The organism is Pseudomonas sp. FSL R10-2189 (assembly GCF_009600325.1).
Lineage (GTDB): Bacteria > Pseudomonadota > Gammaproteobacteria > Pseudomonadales > Pseudomonadaceae > Aquipseudomonas > Aquipseudomonas helleri.
On the sequence record NZ_WIVZ01000004.1, the window covers coordinates 228,013 to 253,774 of the forward strand.

At 58.2% G+C, this 25,762-nt stretch carries 23 protein-coding genes and 1 pseudogene; 19 read left to right on the plus strand and 5 right to left on the minus strand.

The genetic code is table 11. The features are described from left to right. Window positions 1-103: 103 nt before the first annotated feature. Window positions 104-808: pseudogene (locus GHO32_RS05460) on the minus strand (transporter associated domain-containing protein); the annotation flags it as partial. A 185-nt stretch (window positions 809-993) separates the two neighbouring features. After that, window positions 994-1,806: an inner membrane protein YpjD gene (locus GHO32_RS05465; protein ID WP_048368180.1), complete on the minus strand. Its 813-nt coding sequence runs from the start codon at window positions 1,804-1,806 to the stop codon at window positions 994-996. Between the two features lie 207 nt (window positions 1,807-2,013). Here GHO32_RS05465 and ffh point away from each other — a divergent pair, with 207 nt between their 5' ends. From ffh to GHO32_RS05495, 6 genes are all read left to right on the plus strand, one after another. Beyond that, window positions 2,014-3,390: a signal recognition particle protein gene (gene ffh, locus GHO32_RS05470; RefSeq protein ID WP_153333423.1), complete on the plus strand. Its 1,377-nt coding sequence runs from the start codon at window positions 2,014-2,016 to the stop codon at window positions 3,388-3,390. 249 nt (window positions 3,391-3,639) lie between these two features. Further along, window positions 3,640-3,891: a 30S ribosomal protein S16 gene (gene rpsP, locus GHO32_RS05475; protein ID WP_048368177.1), complete on the plus strand. Its 252-nt coding sequence runs from the start codon at window positions 3,640-3,642 to the stop codon at window positions 3,889-3,891. 5 nt (window positions 3,892-3,896) lie between these two features. Further along, window positions 3,897-4,436, plus strand: coding sequence for a ribosome maturation factor RimM (rimM, locus tag GHO32_RS05480; protein ID WP_048368176.1), 540 nt, complete (start codon window positions 3,897-3,899; stop codon window positions 4,434-4,436). A 2-nt stretch (window positions 4,437-4,438) separates the two neighbouring features. Beyond that, window positions 4,439-5,191: a tRNA (guanosine(37)-N1)-methyltransferase TrmD gene (trmD, locus tag GHO32_RS05485; protein WP_048368174.1), complete on the plus strand. Its 753-nt coding sequence runs from the start codon at window positions 4,439-4,441 to the stop codon at window positions 5,189-5,191. Between the two features lie 46 nt (window positions 5,192-5,237). Further along, on the plus strand, window positions 5,238-5,588 hold the full coding sequence (gene rplS / locus GHO32_RS05490; protein WP_003175895.1) for a 50S ribosomal protein L19: 351 nt from the start codon (window positions 5,238-5,240) through the stop codon (window positions 5,586-5,588). 96 nt (window positions 5,589-5,684) lie between these two features. Then, window positions 5,685-6,092, plus strand: coding sequence for an acyl-CoA thioesterase (locus GHO32_RS05495; protein ID WP_048368173.1), 408 nt, complete (start codon window positions 5,685-5,687; stop codon window positions 6,090-6,092). A 114-nt stretch (window positions 6,093-6,206) separates the two neighbouring features. Here GHO32_RS05495 and GHO32_RS05500 read toward each other — a convergent pair whose 3' ends face one another. Next, complete coding sequence (locus GHO32_RS05500) at window positions 6,207-8,006, minus strand: sodium:proton antiporter (RefSeq protein ID WP_153333421.1); 1,800 nt, start codon at window positions 8,004-8,006, stop codon at window positions 6,207-6,209. 119 nt (window positions 8,007-8,125) lie between these two features. Here GHO32_RS05500 and xerD point away from each other — a divergent pair, with 119 nt between their 5' ends. The 6 genes from xerD to GHO32_RS05530 all read left to right on the plus strand — a co-directional run bounded on the left by xerD (window position 8,126) and on the right by GHO32_RS05530 (window position 15,703). Next, a complete protein-coding gene (xerD, locus tag GHO32_RS05505) occupies window positions 8,126-9,022 on the plus strand; it encodes a site-specific tyrosine recombinase XerD (RefSeq protein WP_048368170.1) in 897 nt (298 codons plus the stop codon). 132 nt (window positions 9,023-9,154) lie between these two features. Next, a complete protein-coding gene (locus GHO32_RS05510) occupies window positions 9,155-9,886 on the plus strand; it encodes a thioredoxin fold domain-containing protein (RefSeq protein WP_048368169.1) in 732 nt (243 codons plus the stop codon). A 136-nt stretch (window positions 9,887-10,022) separates the two neighbouring features. Beyond that, complete coding sequence (locus GHO32_RS05515) at window positions 10,023-11,327, plus strand: homoserine dehydrogenase (protein WP_048390998.1); 1,305 nt, start codon at window positions 10,023-10,025, stop codon at window positions 11,325-11,327. A 108-nt stretch (window positions 11,328-11,435) separates the two neighbouring features. Beyond that, a complete protein-coding gene (thrC, locus tag GHO32_RS05520; RefSeq protein WP_153326133.1) occupies window positions 11,436-12,845 on the plus strand; it encodes a threonine synthase in 1,410 nt (469 codons plus the stop codon). Window positions 12,846-12,964: 119 nt separating this feature from the next. Next, on the plus strand, window positions 12,965-15,061 hold the full coding sequence (locus tag GHO32_RS05525) for a transporter substrate-binding domain-containing protein (protein WP_153333419.1): 2,097 nt from the start codon (window positions 12,965-12,967) through the stop codon (window positions 15,059-15,061). 255 nt (window positions 15,062-15,316) lie between these two features. Then, window positions 15,317-15,703 carry a response regulator gene (locus GHO32_RS05530; RefSeq protein ID WP_153333417.1) on the plus strand — a complete coding sequence of 129 codons (387 nt, stop codon included), beginning with the start codon at window positions 15,317-15,319 and terminating at the stop codon, window positions 15,701-15,703. A gap of 176 nt (window positions 15,704-15,879) precedes the next feature. Here GHO32_RS05530 and GHO32_RS05535 read toward each other — a convergent pair whose 3' ends face one another. Both GHO32_RS05535 and GHO32_RS05540 read right to left on the minus strand, forming a co-directional pair. Next, window positions 15,880-16,755: a TIGR02285 family protein gene (locus GHO32_RS05535; RefSeq protein WP_153333415.1), complete on the minus strand. Its 876-nt coding sequence runs from the start codon at window positions 16,753-16,755 to the stop codon at window positions 15,880-15,882. 40 nt (window positions 16,756-16,795) lie between these two features. Then, window positions 16,796-17,995 (minus strand): CaiB/BaiF CoA-transferase family protein, encoded by a 1,200-nt coding sequence (locus GHO32_RS05540; RefSeq protein ID WP_153333413.1) that lies wholly within the window; start codon window positions 17,993-17,995, stop codon window positions 16,796-16,798. A 205-nt stretch (window positions 17,996-18,200) separates the two neighbouring features. On the opposite strand from GHO32_RS05540, the gene GHO32_RS05545 reads away from it, so the two are divergent. The 7 genes from GHO32_RS05545 to GHO32_RS05575 form a co-directional block, all read left to right on the plus strand. Beyond that, on the plus strand, window positions 18,201-18,743 hold the full coding sequence (locus GHO32_RS05545) for a YaeQ family protein (protein ID WP_153326136.1): 543 nt from the start codon (window positions 18,201-18,203) through the stop codon (window positions 18,741-18,743). A gap of 40 nt (window positions 18,744-18,783) precedes the next feature. Beyond that, window positions 18,784-20,493 (plus strand): single-stranded-DNA-specific exonuclease RecJ, encoded by a 1,710-nt coding sequence (gene recJ / locus GHO32_RS05550; protein ID WP_153333411.1) that lies wholly within the window; start codon window positions 18,784-18,786, stop codon window positions 20,491-20,493. Between the two features lie 159 nt (window positions 20,494-20,652). Then, complete coding sequence (locus GHO32_RS05555; RefSeq protein ID WP_123749697.1) at window positions 20,653-21,759, plus strand: NADH:flavin oxidoreductase/NADH oxidase; 1,107 nt, start codon at window positions 20,653-20,655, stop codon at window positions 21,757-21,759. A gap of 41 nt (window positions 21,760-21,800) precedes the next feature. Then, on the plus strand, window positions 21,801-22,523 hold the full coding sequence (locus GHO32_RS05560) for a tellurite resistance TerB family protein (protein ID WP_153333409.1): 723 nt from the start codon (window positions 21,801-21,803) through the stop codon (window positions 22,521-22,523). 222 nt (window positions 22,524-22,745) lie between these two features. Continuing rightward, entirely contained in the window at window positions 22,746-24,368 is a 1,623-nt protein-coding gene (locus GHO32_RS05565) for a methyl-accepting chemotaxis protein (RefSeq protein WP_368668481.1), read from the plus strand. Continuing rightward, window positions 24,368-24,883 (plus strand): chemotaxis protein CheW, encoded by a 516-nt coding sequence (locus GHO32_RS05570; RefSeq protein ID WP_153333407.1) that lies wholly within the window; start codon window positions 24,368-24,370, stop codon window positions 24,881-24,883. Before GHO32_RS05565 ends, GHO32_RS05570 begins: the two co-directional genes overlap by 1 nt. Then, window positions 24,880-25,762, plus strand: an 883-nt coding sequence (locus tag GHO32_RS05575; RefSeq protein ID WP_153442790.1) for a protein-glutamate O-methyltransferase CheR, incomplete at its 3' end; no start/stop codon positions are given. The genes GHO32_RS05570 and GHO32_RS05575, both read left to right, overlap by 4 nt.

Sequence of the window (25,762 nt, forward strand, 5' to 3'; positions counted from 1 at the left end):
GCTGACAGCGCAGGGTGCGGGTAGCACGCGTGTCGGCGGGGCTTGGATAAGCGCTTTGATTATAGGGAGGCCAAATCGAATGTAACAAGGCCTTACATGGCGATCAGGCCGCGAGCTTGACGCTGTCGTGCCAGATCAGCACACGGCTGACGCGGTTATCTTCGGTGGCGAGGATTTCCAGGCGGTAGTGGCCGATCTTCAGGCACACGGTGCTTTCGGGGATGGTTTCCAGCGCTTCGGTGATCAGCCCGTTGAGGGTTTTCGGGCCATCGCTGGGCAAGTGCCAGCCCAGGCTTTTATTCAGCTCGCGCAGGCTGGCGGCGCCATCGACTACATAGCGACCATCGGGGAGCGGCTCAATGTGCGGGTTATCGAGGTCTTGCTCGTTTTCGAATTCGCCGACGATCTCTTCGAGAATGTCTTCCAGGGTGACAATGCCGAGCACTTCACCGTATTCGTCGACCACCACGCCGATGCGGCGCTGCTGCTTATGAAAGTTGAGCAGTTGCAGTTGCAGCGGGGTGCTTTCGGGAACGAAGTACGGTTCGTGGCAGACCGCCAGCAAGGCTTCTTTGGTCAGGCTGGCATCGGGCAGCATGTGCTGGATGTGCCGGGTATTGAGGATGGCTTCGACCTGATTGATGTCGTTGTGAAACACCGGCAGGCGCGTGCGTTTGGTCAGGCGCAATTGCTCGATCAGGTCTTCGATCGGGTCATCGAGGTTCAGGCCTTCGACTTCGCTGCGCGGAATCAGGATGTCGTTGACGGTGATGTTGTCCAGCGCCTGAATGCCCGACAGCAGGCCGGGGCGGCTGTTGGAGGGCTCGGCGTCGCGGGTCGGGACTTCGCTGGGCGACTGCTGCGGCGCGTCGCGGTGCGCCTTGGCGCCGGTCTTGCGCGACGTTTTGCCAATAAAGAAGCCTAAGCCGAGAAACAGCAGGGCCAACACTGCAAGCACTGGACCGTGGGGCAAGCTATCCATATTCATCGCCGTCAGATATGCAGAATGTATTCACGGACCAGTTTGCTGCCAAAGTAGGCCAGCATTAACAGGCAGAAACCGGCAAGCGTCCAGCGGATGGCTTTGTGCCCGCGCCAGCCGAGGCGGTTACGCCCCCACAGCAATACGCTAAAGACAATCCAGGCCAGGCAAGCCAGCAGGGTCTTGTGCACCAGATGCTGGGCAAACAGGTTGCCCAGGAACACCCAGCCAGAAATCAGCGACAGTGACAGCAGCGACCAGCCCGCCCACAGGAAGCCAAACAGCAAGCTTTCCATGGTTTGCAGCGGCGGGAAGTTTTTGATCAGGCCCTTGGGGTGCTTGTGTTTGAGCTGGTAATTCTGCAAGGACAGCAGCAAAGCCTGGAACACGGCAATCGTGAACATGCCATACGCCAGAATCGACAGCAGGATGTGCAGCAGGATCCCCGGCTCTTCATCGACCACCTGAACAGTGCCGGCGGGGGCGAACTGCGACATCAGTACAGTGAATATCCCCAACGGATACAGCAGTAGCAGCAGGTTCTCGACCGGGATGCGGGCGCAGGCCACCAGCGTCACGATGATCACCGCCACGGCAATCAGGCTCGCGGCGCTGAAAAAGTCCAGCTCAAGGCCTGCCGGTGTCAGCAAATGGGTAAACAGGCTCGCGGCGTGGGCGATGACGGCAAGAATGCCGAGCGTTACCAACAGGCGTTTGTTGGCCTTGGCGCCCTGGCGCAGGCATTTGCCTTGATAAAAGGTCGCAGCGGCATATAAGCAGGCGGCGGCGAGGCTGGGTAGCAAGCTGGGTGACAAGGGGAGCATAAATCCTGTTAGGCAAGCCCGAAAGGGCTGAGTTTGGCATACAACCGGCCGTACACGAAAGACCACATACGCGACGCCAAGGTGTGCGCGGCGGCCAGTCTTCGCTATAATCCGCGACCTGCCCACGCCGCAGGCTCGCCGAGCATCAGTTTTACACGGGCTGGGCCGCAATTACCCCGGTCTACTTTGGGCCTGAAAGGATCGCGCATGTTTGAAAATTTAACCGATCGTCTCTCGCAGACGCTGCGCCATGTCACCGGCAAGGCCAAGCTGACCGAAGACAATATTAAAGACACCCTGCGTGAAGTGCGCATGGCGTTGCTGGAAGCCGACGTGGCTTTGCCAGTGGTCAAAGACTTCGTCAACTCGGTCAAAGAGCGCGCGGTCGGCACCGAAGTGTCGCGCAGCCTGACGCCGGGTCAGGCGTTTGTAAAAATCGTCCAGGCCGAACTCGAAAGCCTGATGGGCTCTGCCAACGAGGACCTGCTCCTCAATGTTGCGCCGCCTGCCGTGGTTCTGATGGCCGGTTTGCAGGGTGCGGGTAAAACCACTACAGCCGGCAAGCTGGCGCGCTTCCTTAAAGAGCGCAAAAAGAAAACCGTGATGGTGGTGTCGGCCGACGTCTACCGTCCGGCGGCCATTAAACAGCTGGAAACCCTAGCGGGCGAAGTGGGCGTTACGTTCTTCCCGTCCGATATCAGCCAGAAGCCAGTGGCCATCGCGCAAGCGGCTATTAATGAAGCCAAGCTCAAATTCATCGATGTCGTGATCGTCGACACCGCCGGTCGTCTGCACATCGACGCCGAGATGATGGCCGAGATCCAGGAGCTGCACGCGGCGGTCAAGCCGGTCGAAACCCTGTTCGTGGTCGACGCCATGACCGGCCAGGACGCGGCCAACACCGCCAAGGCCTTTGGTGATGCGCTGCCGCTGACCGGTGTGATCCTGACCAAGGTCGACGGTGATGCCCGAGGCGGTGCGGCGTTGTCCGTGCGCTCGATCACCGGCAAGCCGATCAAGTTCATCGGTATGGGCGAGAAGAGCGACGCGCTCGAGCCGTTCCACCCGGACCGTATTGCCTCGCGCATTCTGGGCATGGGCGACGTGCTCAGCCTGATCGAGCAAGCTGAACAGACGCTCGATAAAGACAAAGCCGACAAACTGGCTAAAAAGCTTAAAAAAGGTAAAGGCTTCGACCTCGAAGACTTCCGCGACCAACTGCAACAGATGAAGAACATGGGCGGCCTTGGCGGCCTCATGGACAAACTGCCGAACATGGGCGGTGTCAATCTGGCGCAAATGGGCAATGCCCAGGGCGCAGCTGAAAAGCAGTTCAAGCAAATGGAAGCCATCATCAACTCCATGACGCCGGCCGAGCGTCGTGACCCTGACCTGATCAGCGGTTCGCGCAAACGCCGTATTGCCATGGGTTCCGGCACTCAGGTGCAGGACATCGGCCGCTTGATCAAGCAGCACAAACAGATGCAAAAGATGATGAAAAAATTCTCTGCCAAAGGCGGAATGGCCAAAATGATGCGCGGCATGGGCTCAATGTTGCCCGGCGGCGGCATGCCAAAAATGTAAATTACCCGCCCGCACGCGTGCGTGCGGGTAACTCGCAACCTTGCGAGACACCCGGCAAACCCGCGTTGTGCGGGAGCTGACCTGTCGCCATTCGTGGCGGCCTTATGGCAAATCTACATCGCAGGCCCATAGGCGCCTGAAAAAGACATTTGCAAAAGTCCGGATATTCCTTAGAATATGCGGCCTTTCGGGCACCTATGCCCGCTGTGCATTTAGATTTGCAGCACCGACTACAGGAACGATGTTCACATGCTAACAATCCGTCTTGCCCTTGGCGGCTCCAAAAAGCGCCCGTTTTACCACTTGACCGTTACCGACAGCCGTAACCCACGTGACGGTTCCCACAAGGAACAAATTGGCTTCTTCAACCCGGTTGCCCGTGGTCAGGAAGTTCGTTTCTCCGTTAAAGAAGACCGTCTCGCTTACTGGTTGGGCGTTGGTGCACAAATGTCTGAGCGTGTAGCTCAGCTTGTGAAGGTCAATGCTAAGGCTGCGGCCTGAGCAATATGAGCGTGACGCCTGAAACTGCTGATGATTTGATCGTTATCGGCAAGATTTTTTCGATTCATGGCGTGCGCGGCGAAGTGAAGGTGTATTCCTTTACGGATCCAATTGACAACCTGCTCGATTACAAAAAAGTCACGCTTCGGCGTGGTGCTGATGTGCGGCAGGTAGAGCTGGTCAGTGGTCGTTCCCAGAACGGCAAGTTTCTGGTTGTGAAGATCAAGGGTCTCGATGACCGTGATGAAGCAGGTCTTCTTCGCGAATTCGAAATCTGCGTGCCACGCAGCCTGTTCCCTGAACTGACCGACGGTGAGTACTACTGGTACGAGCTTGAAGGCCTCAAGGTCATCGATACAGAAGGGCAATTGCTCGGGAAAATCGATCACCTGCTAGAGACTGGCTCTAACGATGTGATGTACGTCAAACCTTGCCCAGGTAGCCTGGATGACCGTGATCGCTTATTGCCCTATACAGAGCAATGCGTGTTGAACGTCGACCTGGTAGCCGGCGAGATGAAGGTGGATTGGGATGCGGACTTCTAAGCGTGGCTAAATTACGCGTAGAAGTGATCAGTTTGTTTCCCGAAATGTTTTCCGCCATCAGCGACTATGGCATCACCAGTCGCGCGGTGAAACAAGGGCTCTTGCAGCTCACCTGTTGGAATCCGCGGGACTACACAACGGACCGGCATCACACTGTGGACGATCGCCCATTTGGCGGTGGTCCGGGCATGGTGATGAAGATCAAGCCTCTGGAAGATGCGCTGGTTCAGGCCAGAGAAGCAGCCGGAGAGGCGGCGAAGGTAATTTACCTGTCGCCCCAAGGCCGCCAGCTTAATCAGTCGGCGGTACGCGAACTGGCGAATGAGGAAGCATTAATCCTCATTGCAGGTCGTTATGAAGGCATTGACGAGCGTTTTATAGACGCTTATGTCGATGAAGAGTGGTCGATTGGTGACTATGTACTTTCCGGTGGCGAGCTGCCGGCGATGGTTCTGATTGATGCGGTTACACGACTGCTGCCCGGAGCTTTAGGGCATGTGGACTCCGCGGAGGAAGACTCCTTCACGGACGGTCTGCTGGATTGCCCGCACTACACCCGACCGGAGGTGTATGCGGATCAGCGTGTTCCCGACGTATTGCTAAGTGGCAATCATGCACACATCCGGCGTTGGCGTTTACAGCAGTCCCTTGGGCGGACCTTTGAACGACGCGCCGATCTTCTGGAAAGCCGCTCGCTTTCTGGAGAAGAGAAGAAGCTGCTTGAGGAATATATCCGCGAGCGGGACGATAGTTAACAACGTATCGATGGTAGATCCAGACGATCTACCTTAGGAGCACAGCATGACTAACAAAATCATCCTTGCACTCGAAGCAGAGCAGATGACCAAAGAGATCCCTACCTTTGCCCCGGGCGACACCATTGTCGTTCAGGTGAAAGTGAAGGAAGGCGACCGTTCGCGTCTGCAAGCTTTCGAAGGTGTAGTGATTGCCAAGCGTAACCGTGGTGTGAACAGTGCTTTCACTGTTCGTAAAATCTCCAACGGTGTTGGCGTAGAGCGTACTTTCCAGACCTACAGCCCGCAAATCGACAGCATGGCTGTGAAGCGTCGCGGTGACGTTCGTAAAGCCAAGCTGTACTACCTGCGTGACCTGTCCGGTAAAGCAGCTCGCATCAAGGAAAAACTGGCTTAAGTCCAGCTTCCCGATGCAGAAAAAAGCAGCCTTCGGGCTGCTTTTTTGTTGCCTGAAATTTGTCAGACCTTTGTCCAGTTGTGGGTAGTAAAAAGCATGACTTCGCGCGAGCAAGAGATCCAACGTCGTACAGATTTATCCGTCACCAGCATTACCAAAGCGGTATTCCCTTCGACCACCAATCACCACAACACCTTGTTTGGCGGCACAGCGCTGGCCTGGATGGACGAAGTGTCGTTCATCGCTGCGACTCGTTTCTGCCGTTTGCCGTTAGTGACCGTTTCCACCGACCGTATCGACTTCAACCATCCGATCGCGGCGGGTTCGATTGTTGAGTTGATTGGTCGTGTCGTGAAAGTGGGCAATACCAGCCTCAAGGTTGAAGTTGAAGTGTATGTCGAGAGCATGAGCAGTGATGGTCGTGAACTGGCGATCCAGGGCTTGTTCAGTTTTGTCGCCATCGACGATGCCAAGCGTCCTGTGCCGGTGTTGCCGGGGTATTAAGCCCGGCACGTCAAGGCACGATCAAAAGATCGCGAGACAAGCTCGCTCCTACAGATTATGTAGTCGCTGACGAGGTACGAGGCTGCGATCGGTTGCGTAGCAGCCGTAATCCATTCAGGCGTCCTGCCTGATCAACGCCAGCAATGTCCACCCTGCGCCCGGTTTCAATTCGCTTTCGGGCGTCACCACATGCACCCAGCCCGTGCTGTCACGGGCGAACAGCAGGGTGGCGCGTTTGCCGTGCAGCTTCAGGTAATCCTCCCAGGTGAAGTTGTCGGTCAGGGTGGTGCTGTACATCTCGGCGCCCTGGCTCAGTTCGCTGGCTAATTGCCCGTAGGTCAGCGCCGGATTGCCCAGCGCGAGGCCACGGTATTCATGGCTGGCGCGGTGTTTGTCAGAACGGCGGTGTTCCTGGCCGTTGGCCAGCGCAAACACCCGGCGTGGGCCAAATTCATGGGCGAAACGCACCGCCGCCAAGGTGTTCAGCTCGCCAGACGCCGACAAGGCAAGTAAATGCCCAAGCCCCACCAGATCCAGATGTGTCTCGGCATGCTGTGAGGCCGGATTACCAAAGTAAGTGGGCAAGTTGTCCATGCGCGCAGCACGGATGTTCTCCCAGTTGGAGTCGGTGAGCACCACGTGGCTGCCTTGTTGTTGCAGGGCTTTGCCGATGACCCGGGCCGGGCCGTTGGCGCCGACGATCAAAAAACCGCTGGGGGGCGGTTCTGCGACCTTGAGCAGACGTGCCAGTGGCCGTGCTGTTGCACTTTGCAGCACCACAGTGCCAATGATCACCGCGAAGGTCAGCGGCACCAGTAACAGCGCGCCTTCATGGCCCGCCTCGTTGAGCCGGATCGCGAAAATCGCCGACACGGCCGCTGCGACAATCCCGCGCGGCGCGATCCAGGCCAGCAAGGCGCGTTCGCGCCAGTTGAGCTTTGAGCCCGCCGTGGACAGCAGTACGTTCAAAGGGCGGGCAACCAACTGAATAATCAACAGCAAAACCAGCACCACAGGCCCCAGGCCGATCATGGCGTGCAAGTCCAGGCGTGCGGCCAGCAGAATAAACAGGCCTGAAATCAGAAACACACTGAGGTTTTCTTTGAAGTGCAGGATGTTGCGCACATCGACGCCCTTCATGTTGGCCATCCACATGCCCATGAGCGTGACCGCCAGCAGCCCGGACTCGTGCATCACCTGGTTGGCCGCAATAAATACCCCCAGCACCCCGGCCAGTGTTGCCAGGCTTTGCAGGTATTCCGGCAGCCATTGCTTGCGCACGATCTGGCCCATGATCCAGCCGCCGATAATGCCAAACAGGCTGCCGCAGAGGATGACCCCGGCAAACGTCAGCAAGCTTTGGCTCAGGCCGTTGTCGCTGGCGCGGGCGATGATAAAGCTGTAAACCACCACGGCGAGCAGGGCGCCAATCGGGTCAATAACGATGCCTTCCCAGCGCAGGATGTTGGCAATCGACGCTTTGGGCCGTACCACCCGCAGCATCGGTACAATCACGGTCGGCCCGGTGACCAAGGTCAGGGTGCCGAACAACAGGGCCAGCAGCCAGTCAAAGCCCAGCAGCCAATGGGTAGCCAGGGTGATCACAGCCCAGGTGGCGAGGGCGCCGATGGTCACCAAACGGTGCACCACGCTGCCGATCTCACGCCATTCGGACAGGTGCAAGGTCAGGCTGCCCTCAAACAGAATCAACGCCACCGCCAGCGAAACCAGCGGCATCAGCAGCGGGCCGAACAGCGCCTGCGGGTCGAGCCAGCCCAGTACGGGGCCTACCAAGATACCGGTCAGCAGCAAAAACAGGATGGCCGGCAGCTTGAGCCGCCAGGCCAGCCACTGGGATGCCAGTGCGGCAAGGCCGATACCGCCGAAAGACAGCAAAATCTGTTGTTCGGTCATACGTAGTCCCGTAAAAACTGATGGTTTATCGCGCAGGCTGCCTATGAAAGACTAGCGGCCGCTTTTTCAATTCACATTTTATTTATGCGCGGCTCTCTGGCCGTGCTGTACGAGTGCCAATGCCTGCCATCGACAACCCGCTTATCGACCGTTTTCTGGATGCCCTGTGGCTGGAAAAAGGCCTGTCGGACAACACCCGCGATGCTTATCGCAGCGACCTGGCGCTGTTCAATGGCTGGCTGCAGGAGCGCGGTATCGAATTGATCGATGCCGGGCGCGAGTTGATCCTCGACCATCTGGCCTGGCGCCTTGACCAGGCGTACAAGCCGCGCTCGACTGCACGCTTTTTGTCCGGTGCACGGGGTTTCTATCGCTATCTCTTGCGTGAAAAGCTCATAGCCGTTGACCCGACCTTGCAGGTCGATATGCCGCAGTTAGGTCGGCCTTTGCCCAAGTCACTGTCAGAAGCAGACGTAGAAGCCTTGCTCGCCGCGCCAGACCTGAGTGAAGCCATCGGCCAGCGTGACCGCGCCATGCTCGAAGTCCTGTATGCCTGTGGGTTGCGGGTGACCGAGCTGGTCAGTCTGACGCTGGAACAAGTGAACCTGCGCCAGGGCGTGCTGCGGGTGATGGGCAAGGGCAGCAAGGAGCGGCTGGTGCCGATGGGCGAGGAGGCGATAGTCTGGGTTGAGCGCTACCTGCGCGACGGCCGTGCCGAGTTGTTGAATGGTCGCCCCAGCGATGTGCTGTTCCCCAGCCTGCGCGGTGAGCAAATGACTCGCCAGACCTTCTGGCATCGCATCAAGCATCAGGCCATGGTGGCCGGGATCGAAAAATCGCTGTCCCCGCACACGTTGCGGCACGCCTTTGCCACTCATTTGCTCAACCATGGCGCTGATTTGCGCGTGGTGCAGATGCTGCTGGGGCACAGCGACCTGTCCACCACGCAGATCTACACCCACGTAGCCCGCGCCCGCTTGCAAGATCTGCATGCCCAGCACCATCCGCGAGGCTAGCTGGACGTCAGTTGATCGTCGGCCCGGCAAGCCATCTGTGGTAGGCTTTGCCGGTTTCGAAAGCGAGCCGCCAAAACCCGTTTTTACACCGTGGTATCAGGCTTGGCCGTTTGTCCGCCTTCAGGAGTTCCCATGCGCGTGACCCAGATTTTTGCCGCCGCAGCCATTGCGTTGGTCAGTACGTTTTCTTTCGCCGACACCGGCGCCGAACAAGCCATTCGCAAAAGCCTTGATACGCTGCAACTGGATGTTCCGATCGAGAGCATCAGCGCAAGCCCGATGGCGGGCCTGTATGAAGTCAAGCTCAAGGGCAGCCGCGTGCTGTATGCCAGCGCCGATGGCCAGTTCATCGTGCAGGGCTACATGTTCCAGCTCAAGGACGGCAAGCCGGTCAACCTCACCGAAAAGGCTGAGCGTGATGGCGTTGCCAAACTGATCAATGGTATTCCGGTGGCCGAAACCGTCGTTTACCCTGCGGTCGGTGAAACCAAGTCGCATATCACCGTCTTCACCGACACCACCTGCCCGTATTGCCATAAATTGCACGCCGAAATCCCCGAACTGAACAAAATGGGGATCGAAGTGCGCTATGTTGCGTTCCCGCGCCAGGGCCTGGGCTCGCCGGGTGACCAACAGCTGCAGGCGGTCTGGTGTTCCACGGACAAGAAAAGCGCCATGGACAAGATGACCGACGGCAAAACCGTCAACGCGCCGAAATGCGCCAACCCGGTTGCCAAGCAATTTGCCCTGGGGCAGTCGATCGGGGTCAACGGCACACCGGCCATCGTGCTTGCCGATGGCCAGGTGATTCCGGGTTATCAGCCTGCTGCGCAGGTTGGCAAGCTGGCACTCAGTGTTAAATAATCCTGCGTCGTTACGCTAAGCCGGTAACGATCATGGCCGGGCACTTCAGTTGCCCGGCTATTAATAGAGAACCGTGGCAGTCCACGGTTGTTTTCCACGGCCGACCTTGAGTCGGCCGTTTTATGGGGAGTTCAGCGTGAATCCGGTCAAAGTAGGTATCTGTGGGCTCGGGACCGTCGGTGGCGGTACCTTTAACGTACTAAAGCGTAACGCCGAGGAGATTGCCCGCCGTGCCGGGCGTGGCATCCAGGTTGCGCAAATTGCTCTGCGTACGCCAAACCCTCAGTGCGACATTACCGGTACCCCCATTACCAACGATGTTTTCGCTGTAGCCACCAACCCTGAAATTGACATCGTTATCGAGCTGATTGGTGGTTACACCATCGCCCGTGAACTGGTGCTCAAAGCCATTGAAAACGGCAAGCACGTGGTCACCGCCAACAAGGCGCTGATTGCTGTGCACGGTAACGAGATCTTCGCCAAGGCTCAGGAAAAGGGCGTGATCGTTGCGTTCGAAGCGGCGGTTGCCGGTGGTATTCCGGTGATCAAGGCGATTCGTGAAGGCTTGTCGGCCAACCGCATCAACTGGGTAGCGGGCATCATCAACGGTACCGGTAACTTCATCCTCACCGAAATGCGCGAAAAGGGCCGTACGTTTGAAGACGTGCTGGCCGAAGCGCAAGCGTTGGGCTATGCCGAAGCAGACCCGACGTTCGACGTTGAAGGTATAGATGCGGCGCACAAACTGACGATTCTGGCGTCGATTGCCTTCGGCATTCCGCTGCAATTCGACAAAGCCTACACCGAGGGCATCACCAAGCTGACCACGGCTGACGTGAACTACGCAGAAGCCCTGGGCTACCGCATCAAGCACCTGGGCGTTGCGCGCAGTACGGCCAGCGGCATCGAGCTGCGGGTTCACCCGACCCTGATCCCGGCTGATCGCCTGATCGCCAACGTCAATGGCGTGATGAACGCGGTGATGGTCAATGGTGACGCGGCAGGTTCGACCCTGTTCTACGGCGCGGGCGCCGGTATGGAACCGACCGCCTCCTCGGTGGTAGCTGACCTGGTCGACGTGGTGCGCGCCATGACCTCCGACCCGGAGAACCGCGTGCCGCACCTGGCCTTCCAGCCGGACGCACTGTCTGCTCACCCGATCCTGCCGATCGAAGCGTGTGAAAGTGCTTACTACCTGCGCATCCAGGCCAAAGACCATCCGGGCGTCCTGGCTCAAGTGGCCAGCATCTTGTCGGAGCGCGGTATCAATATCGAATCGATCATGCAGAAAGAAGCCGAAGAGCATGACGGTCTGGTGCCAATGATTCTGCTGACTCACCGTGTTATCGAGCAGCACATCAACGACGCCATCACTGCGCTTGAAGCGTTGCAAGGTGTTGTAGGTCCGGTCGTTCGCATCCGCGTAGAAAGTCTCAATTAATTGAGAGCGGCAAGTTTCAAGCTGCAAGCTGCAAGCTAAAGGCAACTCTGCTTTTACTTGTGGCTTGGAGCTAAACCGCTTGCCGCTCAAGCCGAAGGTTTGAAAAAAATGCGCTATATCAGTACCCGTGGCCAGGCACCGGCCCTGAATTTTGAAGATGTCCTGTTGGCCGGTCTGGCCAGCGATGGCGGTCTGTACGTGCCGGAGAACCTGCCGCGTTTCACTCAGGAAGAAATCGCTTCCTGGGCAGGCCTGCCGTACCACGAGTTGGCATTCCGGGTGATGCGCCCGTTTGTCACCGGCAGCATTCCTGATGCCGATTTCAAAAAAATCCTGCAAGAAACCTACGGCGCCTTTGCTCACAGCGCGGTTGCACCGCTGCGTCAGCTCAATGGCAACGAGTGGGTACTTGAGCTGTTCCACGGCCCTACGCTGGCGTTCAAGGACTTTGCCCTGCAATTGCTGGGGCGTTTGCTGGATTACGTGCTGGCCAAGCGTGGCGAGCGCGTGGTCATTGTTGGCGCAACGTCGGGCGATACCGGCTCGGCGGCCATCGAAGGCTGCAAGCACTGTGAGAACGTGGATATTTTCATCCTGCACCCGAATAACCGGGTGTCGGAAGTACAGCGTCGTCAAATGACCACTCTGTTTGGCGACAACATCCACAACCTCGCCATCGAAGGCAACTTCGATGACTGCCAGGAAATGGTCAAGGCCAGCTTTGCTGACCAGGGCTTCCTCAAGGGCACACGCCTGGTGGCCGTGAACTCGATCAACTGGGCACGCATCATGGCCCAGATCGTTTACTACTTCCACGCAGCCCTGCAACTGGGCGGCCCGCACCGTTCAGTGTCGTTCTCGGTGCCGACCGGTAACTTTGGCGATATTTTCGCCGGTTACCTGGCGCGCAACATGGGTTTGCCGATCAATCAGTTGATCGTAGCCACCAACCGCAACGACATCCTGCACCGCTTCATGAGCGGCAACCAGTACGCCAAAGAGACCCTGCACGCGACCCTGTCGCCGTCCATGGACATCATGGTGTCGTCGAACTTCGAACGCCTGCTGTTCGACCTGCATGGTCGCAATGGCGCCGCAGTTGCGGGCCTGATGGACGCGTTCAAGCAAACCGGCACTTTCAGCGTGGAAGACGATCGCTGGACTGAAGCTCGCCGTCTGTTCGACTCGTTGGCGGTCAACGACGAGCAAACCTGCGACACCATCGCCCAGGTGTTCGCTGAAACCGGCGAAGTACTCGACCCGCACACCGCCATTGGCGTGAAGGCGGCCCGTGAGTGCCGTCGCAGCCTGGATATCCCGATGGTTATTCTGGGGACGGCGCATCCGGTCAAGTTCCCAGAGGCTGTTGAGAAAGCGGGTGTAGGAAAAGCTCTGGAGCTTCCTGCTCACCTTTCCGACTTGTTCGAGCGAGAAGAGCGTTACACCGTTTTGGCCAATGACCTTAAAGCCGTACAGGCCTTTGTCAGCCAGCATGGCAACCGTGGGAAAGCCCTCTAAGGGTCTTTTTCTTACGTACTTTTAAGCCCGTCATCTGACGGGCTTTTTTGTGGGTGCGTGGCAAACTTGCTCGGTTTTCGCCTCCGTATGCTGGCGAGTAGCCGGTCAAGGAGGCTGTCATGTCACGTTTTGCCCACGTGCTGAAATCATGGATGTTGCGGGTACTCTGCATCGCGCTGGTGAGCGCCACTACCAGCACCCAGGCAGCCCAAGGCTTGCCGTTCCGGCTGCCGAAAAGCTTTATCGAACTCAAGCCGCTGGTGCTTGATTACGAGCAACAGCACTGGCTGGAGGAGCGCGGCCGGCTACGCGTGGGTATCTCCATTGGCGATTACGCCCCCATGGACATCGCCAACGAGCGCAACCGTTATCAGGGCATCAGTGCCGATTACCTCAGCCTCGTGCGGGACAAGCTGGGGGTCACGGTTGAAGTGTTTGGGTTCAGCAAGCGTGACCAGGCAGTGGCAGCGCTGCTCTCGGGCAAAATCGACATTCTGACCAGCGCCACCGGCTACGAGCGCGGTGTTGAAGGCCTGCTGTTCTCAAATGAATACATGACCGATCGCTCAGTCATGGTGGGCAAAGAAGCGGCGGCGCCCGAGGGGAACTGGGCAGGCAAAAAAATCGGCTTTCTCGATGGCGAGGTCGATGCACACGTTGCCGATGCGTTCTACCCCGACAGCGAGATCATCCTCACCCCCACCTTGCACAGTGCGCTGGAAGCGCTCAACGAAGGCGACATTGATGCGCTGGTTGCCCATGAACTCATTGTCCGGGGCTTCAAGACGCTGCGCTCTTACTCAAGCTTGCGTGTTTTGGGGCAGAGCGCTTTGCCGGAGTCGGGGTTTGCCTTTGCCGTGCGCCGCGATGATCCGCAGTTGCAGGCCTTGATTGATCGCGCGTTGAACAGCCTGGATGACGAGATGGGGCACGTAATCCTTTCGCGTTGGCACGCAGGGCATCTGGGCGCTATTGGCCAGCAACACATACAACTCATGCCGCGCGAACACGCCTGGATCAAGCAAAACCCGGTGGTCATTGTGGCCTCTCAGCAATACCCGCCGTATGTCTTCAAAAACGGTGAGGAGCGCTGGGAGGGGTTGAACGCGGATATTCTGGCGCGTATTTCCCATATGACCGGATTGCAGTTTGTCCATCAAGAAAGCGCCTCAACAGCGCAAACCCTGGAAATGCTCAAAACCGGCAAGGCGCAGATGAATACCACCCTGGCCAAGAATGCCGAGCGTCAGGCGTATCTTAATTTCACCTATTCCTATGGCGGCGCTCCTTGGGTCTTCGTTGTGCGCAACAATGATTTTCGCCTGAGCTCTCTGGATCAACTCGCGGGCAAGGTATTGGCGCTGCCGGCACGGCATGCGCTGGAATCAATGATTCGGCGCAACTACCCCGACATCATCCTGCGCAGTGTCGAGAACTATGCGCAGGCACGTGATCTGGTTGAGCAAGGCGAAGCGCTGGCCACGATCCAGAATGAAACACAGGCGTATCTGCACCCGGCCAGGCACTTGAAGGTAGGCCGAAGTGTCGATGGTCGTTGGGCCTCAGACAACTTTTCGGTTGCGGATCAATTCCCGGAACTGCTCGACATACTGAACAAGGGCTTAGAAGCCATCCCCATGACTGATATGCAGGCACTGCGGCACAAGTGGCTGCATGACCTCAAGAAAATGCCGGTCGAACCGCAAGTGTCGAGTTTGCCATTGTTGTACGGGGGGCTGGCAGGCGGTATCGGCCTGGCGGGAATTCTGGTGATGTGGAACCGACGCCTGGTAAACCAGTTGCGCATTGCACGCTTGGCGGAGAGCGCTTTAAGCGCCCGCCTGGGGTTTGGACAACGCTTCTTTGATGCGATCCCCTGTCCGATTTTTGTGAAGGGGCTTGAAGGACAAGTCATCACCTGTAACCGCACTTACGAAGATTTTTTTTCGACCCGGCTAGAACTGATTCTCGGGCGGCCTATGACCGAAGTGCCGTTTTTCTCCACTGAAATCGCTGAGCAGTTTCATGCTGAACTGATGTTGGTGCTGCGCAACCGAAAGCCTTTCTATCAAAAGCGCAGTCAAGCCTTCAAAACGGCCGGTGGTGAGGTGTGTTGCTGGATTGTGCCTTTTTACTCGGGCTCAGGTCATTTGGAAGGTGTGGTGGGAGGCTGGTTTAACCTGTCAGAGTCGCCAAAAATGGGGGTAAACGGTTAGCCAGCGCAGATACGAACTTGTCTAGCGATGTTTTTGGTCCAGGTTGCATCGCTGGTCATTAACTCGCGGTTAGCACACTCTCATGCCCCTTGATGGACAGGTATCAGGGTTAAAGGCGGCATCAATTAGTTTTGTTTTTATGAATTTGCCTACATCTATTTAGGATTCGTCTTATGTCGATTCTTAGGCAATCGCACTAAAGTCGATCCCCTTGCCAATAGTGCGTGAACTCTTCCAAGGCCCTTTATGCGCTCAATGAAAGTTCTGATTCTTGAAGACAATCCTTTTCAACTGATGGTGCTACACCAAATGTTGAACGCCTTTCGCATCTTTGACGTGCTGGCTGCCGAGAGTGTCGAGTCTGCCCGTTGCTCATTGGCCAAATGCGGGGGCATTGACCTGGCTATTTGTGATTTGCATCTGGAAGGGTTGTCCGGGCTTGAGTTGATTCGCGAGTTGGCGACCAAGCGTGAAGCCCAGGCGCTGATTATTCTCAGTTGTGCCGCGCCGCATGTCGTCGAAAGCGCGGTACGCACTGCCCGCGAGGAAGGCTTGGAGGTGTTGGGGTATTTGCCCAAACCCGTGACCGTTAACGGCCTCGGACGCTTGCTGGATGCTTATGGCACACGGGCTGGCGCATGAAGTGAAAATTGATCCCGCGCATCGGGAACCTTTGTCGAGTTTGCTCTGTCAGATTTTTCATCAGCAAGATCAAGTCTTTTGCTCCGAGACTTGTAGCTTGCTGAGCAGGTCATCATGACCTTGTTAAACCCCGAGTTGTCTCCCCACTGCTCGGGGTTTTTTTTGTGTTTTTTTTGTCAGGGCTCCGTCGGTTCTTGCTCCGGGATGGGGGACGATGCATTGCCATCATCGGCCTGTATCCAAAAGGTCTGCGCAGACGCGAGTGAATCCCGGGGCAGATTTCCCAATACCGTATTGATGTCGGCAATGGCTTTTTGCCCTTCCGGGGTTTTTGTGCACCCGGCGTAGATGGTTTGGTAAGCCGGGGCACCCTGGATCGGGTAAAAAGCCAGCGCCTTGGATGAAAGGCCATATTGCCTGGCTTTTGACTGAATCTCTGGCCAATAGCCCAGCAGCGTCGGCAGGCGTCCGGCGTGTTGCATTTGCAGCAGGCTGCCCATGGCATCGTTGCCGTAATGAATAAAGAGTGGGGTGGTCGGGCTCTTTGACAATTGATCGTCGATCCAGACGCCGTAACTGCGTTTGGCCACCAGACCGAGCTTGAGAGACTGAGCGCTCAGCAGGGCAGGCAAGTCGACGGCCTGGTCATGCACAAACGGTGCGATCAGTTGTTGATCGGTACGGCGAATGGCCAGCCCGTTACTGCGCAAACCAAAGATGGGACTGGAATAAACAATGCTCAGGGCACGGGTCGGATTCCATACCAGCATCGGATCGCAGGCCAGGTCTGGCCCCTCAAGCATTTGCAGGGAGCGGGCCCGATTGACCCGCTGGATGACATGCTCATACTGCGGCATGTTGGCGATCAGCACCGGCAGCAAGCGATCGATGATGCCTTGATCCTTGTTCGGGCCATCGTGCACTGCCATTGGTGGCAGGTCGCGCACCAGCCAAATGAGTTTTTCGGCCGCCAGCGCGCCGGGCGTGCAAAAAAACATCGCCGAGGTTATCAACCCCGCGCAAATGCCTCGCCATTTCCAGCGCTTGGTCATCGGGCCTGTCTCCTTGGCGGTCCTTAAAACGGCTTAACGGTTAAATCGCGCCTGCCTGTTTCAATTTAACAATGGCGTTGGCGTCGTAGCCCAAATCAGCCAAGACCTCCTGATTATGAGCGCCCAGCTCCGGTCCTACCCACTCGGCTGACCCTGGCGTGTCAGAAAGACGAGGCACGATGCCTGGCATTTTGAACGCTTTGCCGTCAGGAAGTTTGGCCTGCAAGAACATTTCGCGGGCTAAAAATTGCGGGTCAGTGAACATGTCTTCGGCCGAGAAAATGCGGCTGGCGGGGACTTCTGCGGTGTTCAGGTGTTCAAGCACGGTTTGCAGCGGCAGCGAGGCGACCCAGCGGTCAATCACGCCGTACAGCTCGTCACGGCGGGCATCCCGGCCATCGTTGCTGGCCAGTTGCGGATCGTTCGCCAGGTCTTCACGGCCAATAATCAGCATGAAGCGTTTGAAAATGGCGTCGCCATTGGCGCCAATCTGTACGTGCTTGCCGTCCTGGCTAGTGTGAATCGAGGAAGGCGTGATGCCCGGCATGATATTGCCGGTGCGCTCGCGAATAAAGCCGAACACATCGAACTCCGGCACCATGCTTTCCATCATGGCGAAAATGGCTTCGTACAGCGCCACATCCACCACTTGGCCCAGGCCGCCATTCACTTCGCGATGACGCAATGCCATCAAGGCGCCAATGACGCCCCACAGCGCGGCAATCGAGTCGCCAATCGAAATGCCGGTGCGCACAGGCGGGCGATCTTCAAAGCCGGTGATATAGCGCAACCCGCCCATGGACTCACCCACCGCACCAAAACCGGGCTGGTCTTTCATTGGCCCGGTCTGGCCAAAACCGGACAAACGCACCATCACCAGTTTCGGGTTCAAGGCGTGCAGCACGTCCCAGCCCAACCCCAGTTTTTCCAGGACTCCGGGGCGGAAGTTCTCGATCAGGATGTCGGCCTCGGCCAACAGCTCTTTGAGGATGTTCAGGCCATCGGGGTGTTTGAGGTTAAGCGTCAGGGATTTCTTGTTGCGCGCCTGCACGAACCACCACAGCGACGTACCTTCATACAGCTTGCGCCATTTACGCAGGGGATCGCCGCCATCGGGTGATTCCACCTTGATCACATCGGCGCCAAATTCGGCACAAATTCGTGAGGCAAAAGGACCGGCGATCAGGGTGCCCAGTTCGATGACCTTAAGGCCCGAAAGGGGTTTGGTGGCGAGCGACATGCGGAGTCCTTATGCAGAGCGAACGAGAACAGCGTTTTAACATAGGTCGTGGCACCCCGTCCTGTGGGAGCGGGCTTGCCCGCGATAACATCACCGCGGTGATTCAGATAGACGGCGTTGTTTGCATCGCGAGCAAGCCCGCTCCCACAGAACACGGGCGGATCGGTTAGACTTGCCGTCTTTCTCCGTATCAAGAAGCCCGTTCATGGCCCAGCCGTCCACGACCTACAAGTTCGAACTCAACCTCACCGATCTCGATCGTGGGGTCTATGAAACCGTCAAGCAAACCATCGCCCGTCACCCTTCGGAAACCGAAGAGCGCATGGCTGTGCGCCTTCTGGCTTACGCCCTTTGGTACAACGAGCATCTGTCGTTTGGCCGAGGCCTTTCAGATGTAGACGAACCAGCGCTGTGGGAAAAAAGCCTGGATGACCGTGTTCTGCACTGGATCGAAGTCGGCCAGCCCGATGCCGACCGTCTGACCTGGTGCTCGCGCCGTACCGAACGCACCAGTTTGCTGGCCTATGGCAGCTTGCGCGTCTGGGAAGGCAAGGTCATCCCGGCGATCAAAAACCTGAAAAACGTCAACATCGCTGCCGTTCCGCAAGAGGTTCTGGAAGTGCTCGCTAAAGACATGCCACGCGTTATCAAGTGGGACGTGATGATCAGTGAAGGCACCGTGTTCGTGACCGACGACCGTGGCCAGCACGAAGTTCAGTTGCAGTGGCTGCAAGGCGAACGCGGTTAATTCACTCGATTCAACACTTTAAGAGAACATCCCCCCGGTTATGCGCATCGAACCTCGTCCACTGCCCGAAACCCTGCCTTTCTTGGGCGAAATGCCGACCCTGCTCACGCGTTTGTACGCCGCGCGGGGTGTGCAATCACAAGCTGAACTGGACAAGAGCCTGGCGCGGTTGATCCCGTACCAGCAGCTCAAGGGCATCGACGCGGCGGTGGACTTGCTGGTGATGGCGCTTGAACAGCGCCAGCGCATCTTGATCGTCGGTGACTTTGACGCCGACGGTGCCACGGCCAGCACCGTGGGCATGCTCGGTTTGCGTCTGCTGGGCGCCGCCCATGTCGACTACCTGGTGCCCAACCGGTTTGAGTACGGCTACGGTCTGACGCCAGAAATCGTTGAAGTGGCATTGACTCGTTCGCCGCAATTGCTGATCACCGTGGACAACGGGATCTCCAGCGTCGAAGGCGTGGCAGCGGCGAAAAAAGCCGGGCTGAGCGTGCTGGTCACCGATCACCACTTGCCGGGCAACGAACTGCCGGCGGCCGATGCCATCGTCAACCCTAACCAGCCGGGTTGCGAGTTCCCCAGCAAGGCGCTGGCCGGGGTAGGGGTGATCTTCTACGTACTGATTGCCTTGCGTGCACGCTTGAACAGTTTGGGTTGGTATCAAACGGTCAAAGCGCCCAACATCGCCGAATTGCTCGATTTGGTGGCATTGGGCAGCGTGGCCGACGTGGTGCCGCTGGACGCCAACAACCGCATTCTGGTGCATCAGGGGCTTGAGCGAATCCGCGCCGGGCGGGCGCGGCCAGGGCTTAAGGCGATCCTGGAAGTGGCCAAGCGCGATCATTCGAAGATTACCTCTATCGACCTGGGCTTTATTCTCGGGCCACGGCTGAACGCGGCCGGGCGCCTGGACGACATGAGCCTGGGCATCGAGTGCCTGCTCACCGACGACCCTAACGCGGCGCGGGACATGGCCGCCCAGCTCGACGAAATGAACCAGGACCGCAAATCCATTGAGCAAGGCATGCAGCGTGAAGCGCTGGCCCAGCTCAAGGACCTGACGCTGGACAGCATGCCGTTTGGCTTGTGCCTGTTCGACCCGGAGTGGCACCAAGGGGTGATCGGCATCCTGGCCTCGCGCCTCAAAGAGCGCTATTTCCGCCCGACCTTTGCCTTTGCCGATGCCGGTGACGGCATGCTCAAGGGCTCCGGGCGTTCGGTGCCGGGCTTTCATATTCGTGATGCCCTCAGCGTGGTTGCCGCGCAGCACCCGGAGTTGATCAGCAAATACGGCGGCCACGCCATGGCAGCGGGTCTGACATTGCCTGAAGCCAACTTCCCACTGTTCTCCCAGGCATTTGACGAAGAAGTCCGACGTCAATTGCGTGAAGAAGACCTGACCGGGCGGCTGTTGTCTGACGGCAGTTTGGCAATTGAAGAATTCCACCTTGAACTGGCTCGCGCGTTGCGCCATGCCGGGCCGTGGGGGCAGCACTTCCCTGAGCCGCTGTTCCACGGCGTGTTTCAGTTGGTCGAGCAGCGTATTGTTGGCGAGCGGCACTTGAAAGTCGTACTTAAGACCGAGTGCGGCAGCGTCAAACTGGACGGTATTGCCTTTGGTGTAGACCGCGAAGTGTGGCCCAACCCGACCATTCGCTGGGTCGAACTGGCCTACAAACTCGACCTCAACGAATTTCGCGGCAACGAAACCGTGCAATTGATGATTGCCCACATCGAACCGCGCTAACGCCTACAAGCAAAACCGTAGGAGCGAGCTTGTCTCGCGATCTTTTGATCTTTTAAAAGACCACGGCCTGCCCCCTCATTTGAACCCCACCTCTTCCAGTGTTGTCGACTAGTCTCTAAGGAGTGCCTGGAGCCTACCCACTGGAATGAGAGGTGACCCATGAGTCTGCTGCTCGAACCCTACACCCTGCGCCAACTGACCTTGAATAACCGCATTGCGGTCTCGCCAATGTGCCAATACTCCAGCGTTGATGGGCTGGCCAATGACTGGCATTTAGTTCACTTGGGCAGCCGGGCCGTTGGCGGTGCCGGTCTGATTTTTACCGAGGCCACCGCGGTAACCCCCGATGGCCGGATCACCGCTCAAGACCTTGGGCTGTGGAGCGACGAACACATCGAACCGCTGCAACGCATCACCCGCTTTATCCGCGCCCAGGGCGCCGTGGCGGGGATTCAGCTGGCGCATGCCGGGCGCAAGGCCAGCACGCACCGGCCCTGGCTGGGCAAGCATGGCAGCGTCAAAGTGGACGAGGGCGGCTGGGTGCCGGTTGGGCCTTCACCCATTGCCTTTGACCCCAATCACACCGCGCCCAAACAACTGGATACAGAACAGATCCAGGGCATAGTTCAAGCCTTTATCGATGCCGCCAAACGGTCGCTCGAAGCCGGATTTTCGGTGGTTGAAGTACACGCTGCCCACGGTTACTTGCTGCATCAATTTTTGTCGCCGCTGAGCAACCAACGCCTCGACGAGTACGGCGGTTCATTCGAGAATCGCATCCGCCTGGTGCTGCAAGTGACCGAAGCGGTGCGTGAAGTGTGGCCCAAAGAACTGCCGGTCTTTGTCCGCGTTTCGGCCACCGATTGGGTCGAAGATGGCTGGAACCCAGACGAAACGGTTGAGCTGGCGCGGCGCCTGAAAGCACTGGGTGTTGATCTGATTGACGTGTCGTCGGGGGGGACGGCGGCGACGGCAGAAATTCCGGTGGGGCCGGGTTACCAGACCCGATTCGCCGAGCGTGTGCGCAAGGAGGCGGCCATCGCCACGGGCACGGTGGGGATGATCACCGAGCCGGCGCAGGCCGAACATATTTTGCGCACAGGCCAAGCGGACTTGATTCTGCTGGCCCGTGAACTCTTGCGTGACCCGTACTGGCCGCTGCATGCCGACGATGATCTGGGCGGCAGAAAAGCGATCTGGCCGGCGCAGTACCAGCGTGCGACCCATCGCGATCAGCCGATTCATGAATCGGACCTGCGCGACTGAAACCCGACCTGTCACTTGAACCCGTTACGAGGAGGTTGCTGATGAACACCCGTGGATTGCTCGATCAACTGCTGAAGTCTGGCCAGGAACTGCTGGAGAAAAAAACCGGTGCGTCAAACGACGCTGCTGGCGCCAGTGCCAACAAAGGGGGGTTGGGCAATGTGCTGGGTGCGGGCGGGCTCGGCGGCCTGCTCTCGGGGGCAGGAGGTGGGGCGATGGCGGCCAGTGTCCTGGGCCTGTTAATGGGCAGTAAGCGCGGGCGCAAGTTCGGCGGCCAGGCCTTGACCTATGGGGGGTTGGCGGCCTTGGGCGTGCTGGCCTACAAAGCCTATGGCAACTGGCAGGCCAGCCAGGGCACGGCCCCCGAACACCCGCCGCAAACCATTGATCGTGTCGAGCCGGTGCAGGTTGAGGAACACAGTCAGGCGATTCTCAAAGCACTGGTCGCGGCGGCCAAGGCGGATGGTCACATTGACGATCGCGAGCGGCAAATGATTGAGGGCGAGTTGAGCAAGCTCAAGCACGACCCACAACTGCAGCAATGGCTGCAGCTTGAACTGAACAAACCGCTGGACCCGGCCGAAGTCGCCAGCGCGGCCACCACCCCGGAAATCGGCGCAGAAATGTACATTGCCAGCTTGATACTTGTGGATGAAGAGGCGTTTGGTGAACGGGCTTATCTGGATGAACTGGCCAAGCAACTCAAGCTGGATCCGGGGCTAAAAGCTGAACTGGAGGCTCAGGTTAAACAGGCTCAGGCGTGAGATAGAAGCGTCCCCTTACGTCTCTGTAGGAGCGAGCTTGCTCGCGATCTTTTGATCTTTTAAAAGCTCGCGAGCAAGCTCGCTCCTACACGGGTTATGTGCGCAACCCGATGTTGTAGGTATTTTTACTAATTGCTGTGAGAACAGTCTCAACGTCCGTGAGAATCCTTGCTGGCCCTCGGCTATACTCCTCCATCATTTGAATGGCCCCGAGGATAGACTGTGAAGAACTGGACGTTACGCCAACGCATTTTGGCGAGCTTTGCGGTGATCATCGCCATCATGTTGCTGATGGTTGTCGCGTCTTACTCGCGCCTGCTGTCGATTGAGTCGAGCGAAGAGACCGTTCGCACCGATTCGATTCCCGGGGTCTATTACAGTTCGATGGTGCGCAGTGCCTGGGTTGACAGCTATGTCCTGACCCTGCAACTGGTCGGCTCGGCCACCCAGCGTGATTTGACCAGCGAAGACCGTAAGCTGTATGCCAGCTACGAAGACCGCATGACCCACGAACTGGACAACTACCGCACCACCATTTTTGACGATCAGGACCGCGCCGAGTTTGATGAATTCGAGCGTATCCACGGTCAATACACCAAGGCCTTGGCTGGCGTTCTGCAGTTTTACGAAGACAAAAAAACCGAGCAAGCCGATGCCATGCTCAACGAGCAACTGGCCCCGCTATGGGCGGCCGGGCGCAAGCAGCTCAACACCATCATTGACACCAACCGTACCCAGGCCAACCACGCCACCGAAACCATTGCCAATGCAGTAACGACGGCAAAAATCAGCATGATCATCTCGCTGATCGTGGCTGTGCTGGCTGCCGGGCTGTGCGGCTACCTGTTGTTGCAGGCGATCATGTCGCCGATGCAGCGCATCGTTTCGATCCTTGAAACCATGCGTTCCGGTGACTTGAGCTCGCGCTTGAACCTGGACCGCAAAGACGAGTTCGGTGCCGTCGAAACCGGCTTCAACGACATGATGACCGAGCTGACCGCGCTGGTGTCTCAAGCCCAGCGGTCCTCGGTCCAGGTCACCACCTCGGTGACCGAGATCGCCGCCACGTCCAAACAGCAACAAGCCACTGCTACCGAAACCGCAGCCACCACCACGGAAATCGGCGCGACCTCCCGCGAAATTGCCGCCACCTCCCGTGACCTGGTGCGCACCATGACCGAAGTGACTTCGGCTGCCGATCAGGCTTCGATCTTGGCCGGTTCCGGGCAGCAAGGCCTGGCGCGCATGGAAGAAACCATGCATTCGGTGATGGGCGCTGCCGATCTGGTTAACGCCAAGCTGGCGATCCTCAATGAAAAAGCCGGCAACATTAACCAGGTGGTCGTCACCATCGTCAAGGTTGCTGACCAGACCAACCTGCTGTCGCTCAACGCCGCCATCGAAGCCGAAAAGGCCGGTGAATATGGCCGTGGTTTCGCCGTGGTTGCCACCGAAGTGCGCCGCCTGGCCGACCAGACGGCTGTCGCCACTTATGACATCGAGCAGATGGTGCGCGAGATCCAGTCCGCCGTGTCGGCAGGTGTGATGGGCATGGACAAGTTCTCTGAAGAAGTGCGCCGTGGCATGGCCGAGGTGACGCAAGTCGGTGAGCAACTGTCGCAAATCATTCATCAGGTTCAGGCCTTGGCGCCGCGCGTGTTGATGGTCAACGAAGGCATGCAGGCGCAAGCCACCGGCGCCGAGCAAATTAACCTGGCACTGGTGCAGTTGGGGGATGCCAGCAGTCAGACCGTAGAGTCCTTGCGTCAGGCCAGCTTCGCGATCGACGAACTCAGTCAGGTTGCCGTTGGGCTGCGCAGTGGCGTTTCGCGTTTTAAAGTCTGATGAGCGAACTTTTAACCCAGCGTGCGGCCGCCGTGGCGCGGAGTCAGCGCCTTTTTCTGGTGTTCTACATCGGGGATGAGCGTTATGCCTTGTCGGCGACCGATGTGGTCGAGGTACTGGCGCGTTTACCGCTCAAACCGATAGCCCACGCCCCGGCCTGGGTGGCCGGCGTGTTTGCGCACCGTGGGCAGATGGTCCCGGTGATCGATATCAGCGCCATGACCTTTGGCCACGAGGCCGTGGCCCGTACCAGCACGCGGCTGGTGCTGGTCAATTTTCGCGGCAAACTGCTGGGGCTGATGCTGGAGCAGGCCAACGCGACCTTGCGCTGCGACCCGGCAGATTTTCAGCCTTACGGCCTGGATAACCGCGACGCGCCGTACCTGGGGCCGGTTCGTGAGGATGCCCAGGGCTTGCTGCAGTGGATCCATGTCGACGACCTGTTGAGCCCGGCGGTGTGCGCGCTGCTGTTCCCTCCGAGCCTGGATGACGCCAGCGCAGAGGGTCTCGCATGAGTGACGACCAGCGCTTTTACGATTTTTTGAAGCAACGCATAGGCCTGGATGTCGCGTCCGTGGGCCTGGCGATTATCGAGCGTGCCGTACGCCAGCGCTGCCTGGCGTTGAACATGCCCGACAACGATCACTACTGGCAGCGCCTGATCTGCTCCCACGACGAGCAACAGGCGTTGATCGAATCGGTGATCGTCCCCGAGACCTGGTTTTTTCGGTATCCCGAATCGTTTGCCACATTGGGCCGTCTGGCCCGCCAGCGTTTGGCCGACACCGGCGGCCTGCATACCCTGCGCATTCTGAGTTTGCCGTGCTCCACGGGCGAAGAGCCGTATTCGATTGCCATGGCCCTGTTTGATGCTGGGCTGGTCGGGCATCAGTTCAAGGTCGAAGCCCTGGACGTCAGCCCGTTGTCGGTAGCGCGGGCGCAGTCGGCGCTGTATGGCAAAAATTCATTTCGCGGCCAGCAAATTGGTTTTCGTGAGCGCTATTTCACCTCGGTCAATGACAGCTATCAGCTGTCGGAGCGGGTGCACGAGCAGGTCACTTTTCAGGTCGGCAACTTGCTCGACCCGACGCTGCTCAGCCATCACCTGCCTTATGACTTTGTGTTCTGCCGCAACCTGTTGATCTACTTCGACCTCAAGACTCAGCACCAAGCGCTGGATATCCTCAAGCGCTTGACCCGTGACGACGGCGCGCTGTTTATCGGCCCGGCCGAGGGCAGCCTGCTGGGCCGCCTGGGCATGCGTTCAATTGGCGCACCGCAGTCGTTCGCCTTCTGTCATAGCCATGAGCCGGTGCCTGTTGCGCGGCCAGCGCTGGCCGAGCCCAGACCGCTGCCCAAGCCCGCACCACGGCCGATGCCGCCGGTCTCTGCGC

Excerpts from the sequence above, each read along its gene's own strand:
- GHO32_RS05555 (WP_123749697.1), top strand. The coding sequence starts at position 20,653 with ATGAGTCTGCTGCTCGAACCCTACACCCTGCGCCAACTGACCTTGAAT.
- GHO32_RS05535 (WP_153333415.1), bottom strand. The coding sequence starts at position 16,755 with ATGACCAAGCGCTGGAAATGGCGAGGCATTTGCGCGGGGTTGATAACC.
- thrC (WP_153326133.1), top strand. The coding sequence starts at position 11,436 with ATGCGCTATATCAGTACCCGTGGCCAGGCACCGGCCCTGAATTTTGAA.
- recJ (WP_153333411.1), top strand. The coding sequence starts at position 18,784 with ATGCGCATCGAACCTCGTCCACTGCCCGAAACCCTGCCTTTCTTGGGC.
- rpsP (WP_048368177.1), top strand. The coding sequence starts at position 3,640 with ATGCTAACAATCCGTCTTGCCCTTGGCGGCTCCAAAAAGCGCCCGTTT.
- GHO32_RS05570 (WP_153333407.1), top strand. The coding sequence starts at position 24,368 with ATGAGCGAACTTTTAACCCAGCGTGCGGCCGCCGTGGCGCGGAGTCAG.
- GHO32_RS05465 (WP_048368180.1), bottom strand. The coding sequence starts at position 1,806 with ATGCTCCCCTTGTCACCCAGCTTGCTACCCAGCCTCGCCGCCGCCTGC.
- GHO32_RS05545 (WP_153326136.1), top strand. The coding sequence starts at position 18,201 with ATGGCCCAGCCGTCCACGACCTACAAGTTCGAACTCAACCTCACCGAT.
- GHO32_RS05530 (WP_153333417.1), top strand. The coding sequence starts at position 15,317 with ATGAAAGTTCTGATTCTTGAAGACAATCCTTTTCAACTGATGGTGCTA.
- GHO32_RS05500 (WP_153333421.1), bottom strand. The coding sequence starts at position 8,006 with ATGACCGAACAACAGATTTTGCTGTCTTTCGGCGGTATCGGCCTTGCC.
- GHO32_RS05495 (WP_048368173.1), top strand. The coding sequence starts at position 5,685 with ATGACTTCGCGCGAGCAAGAGATCCAACGTCGTACAGATTTATCCGTC.
- GHO32_RS05510 (WP_048368169.1), top strand. The coding sequence starts at position 9,155 with ATGCGCGTGACCCAGATTTTTGCCGCCGCAGCCATTGCGTTGGTCAGT.
- GHO32_RS05560 (WP_153333409.1), top strand. The coding sequence starts at position 21,801 with ATGAACACCCGTGGATTGCTCGATCAACTGCTGAAGTCTGGCCAGGAA.
- xerD (WP_048368170.1), top strand. The coding sequence starts at position 8,126 with ATGCCTGCCATCGACAACCCGCTTATCGACCGTTTTCTGGATGCCCTG.
- GHO32_RS05525 (WP_153333419.1), top strand. The coding sequence starts at position 12,965 with ATGTCACGTTTTGCCCACGTGCTGAAATCATGGATGTTGCGGGTACTC.
- rimM (WP_048368176.1), top strand. The coding sequence starts at position 3,897 with ATGAGCGTGACGCCTGAAACTGCTGATGATTTGATCGTTATCGGCAAG.
- ffh (WP_153333423.1), top strand. The coding sequence starts at position 2,014 with ATGTTTGAAAATTTAACCGATCGTCTCTCGCAGACGCTGCGCCATGTC.
- GHO32_RS05540 (WP_153333413.1), bottom strand. The coding sequence starts at position 17,995 with ATGTCGCTCGCCACCAAACCCCTTTCGGGCCTTAAGGTCATCGAACTG.
- rplS (WP_003175895.1), top strand. The coding sequence starts at position 5,238 with ATGACTAACAAAATCATCCTTGCACTCGAAGCAGAGCAGATGACCAAA.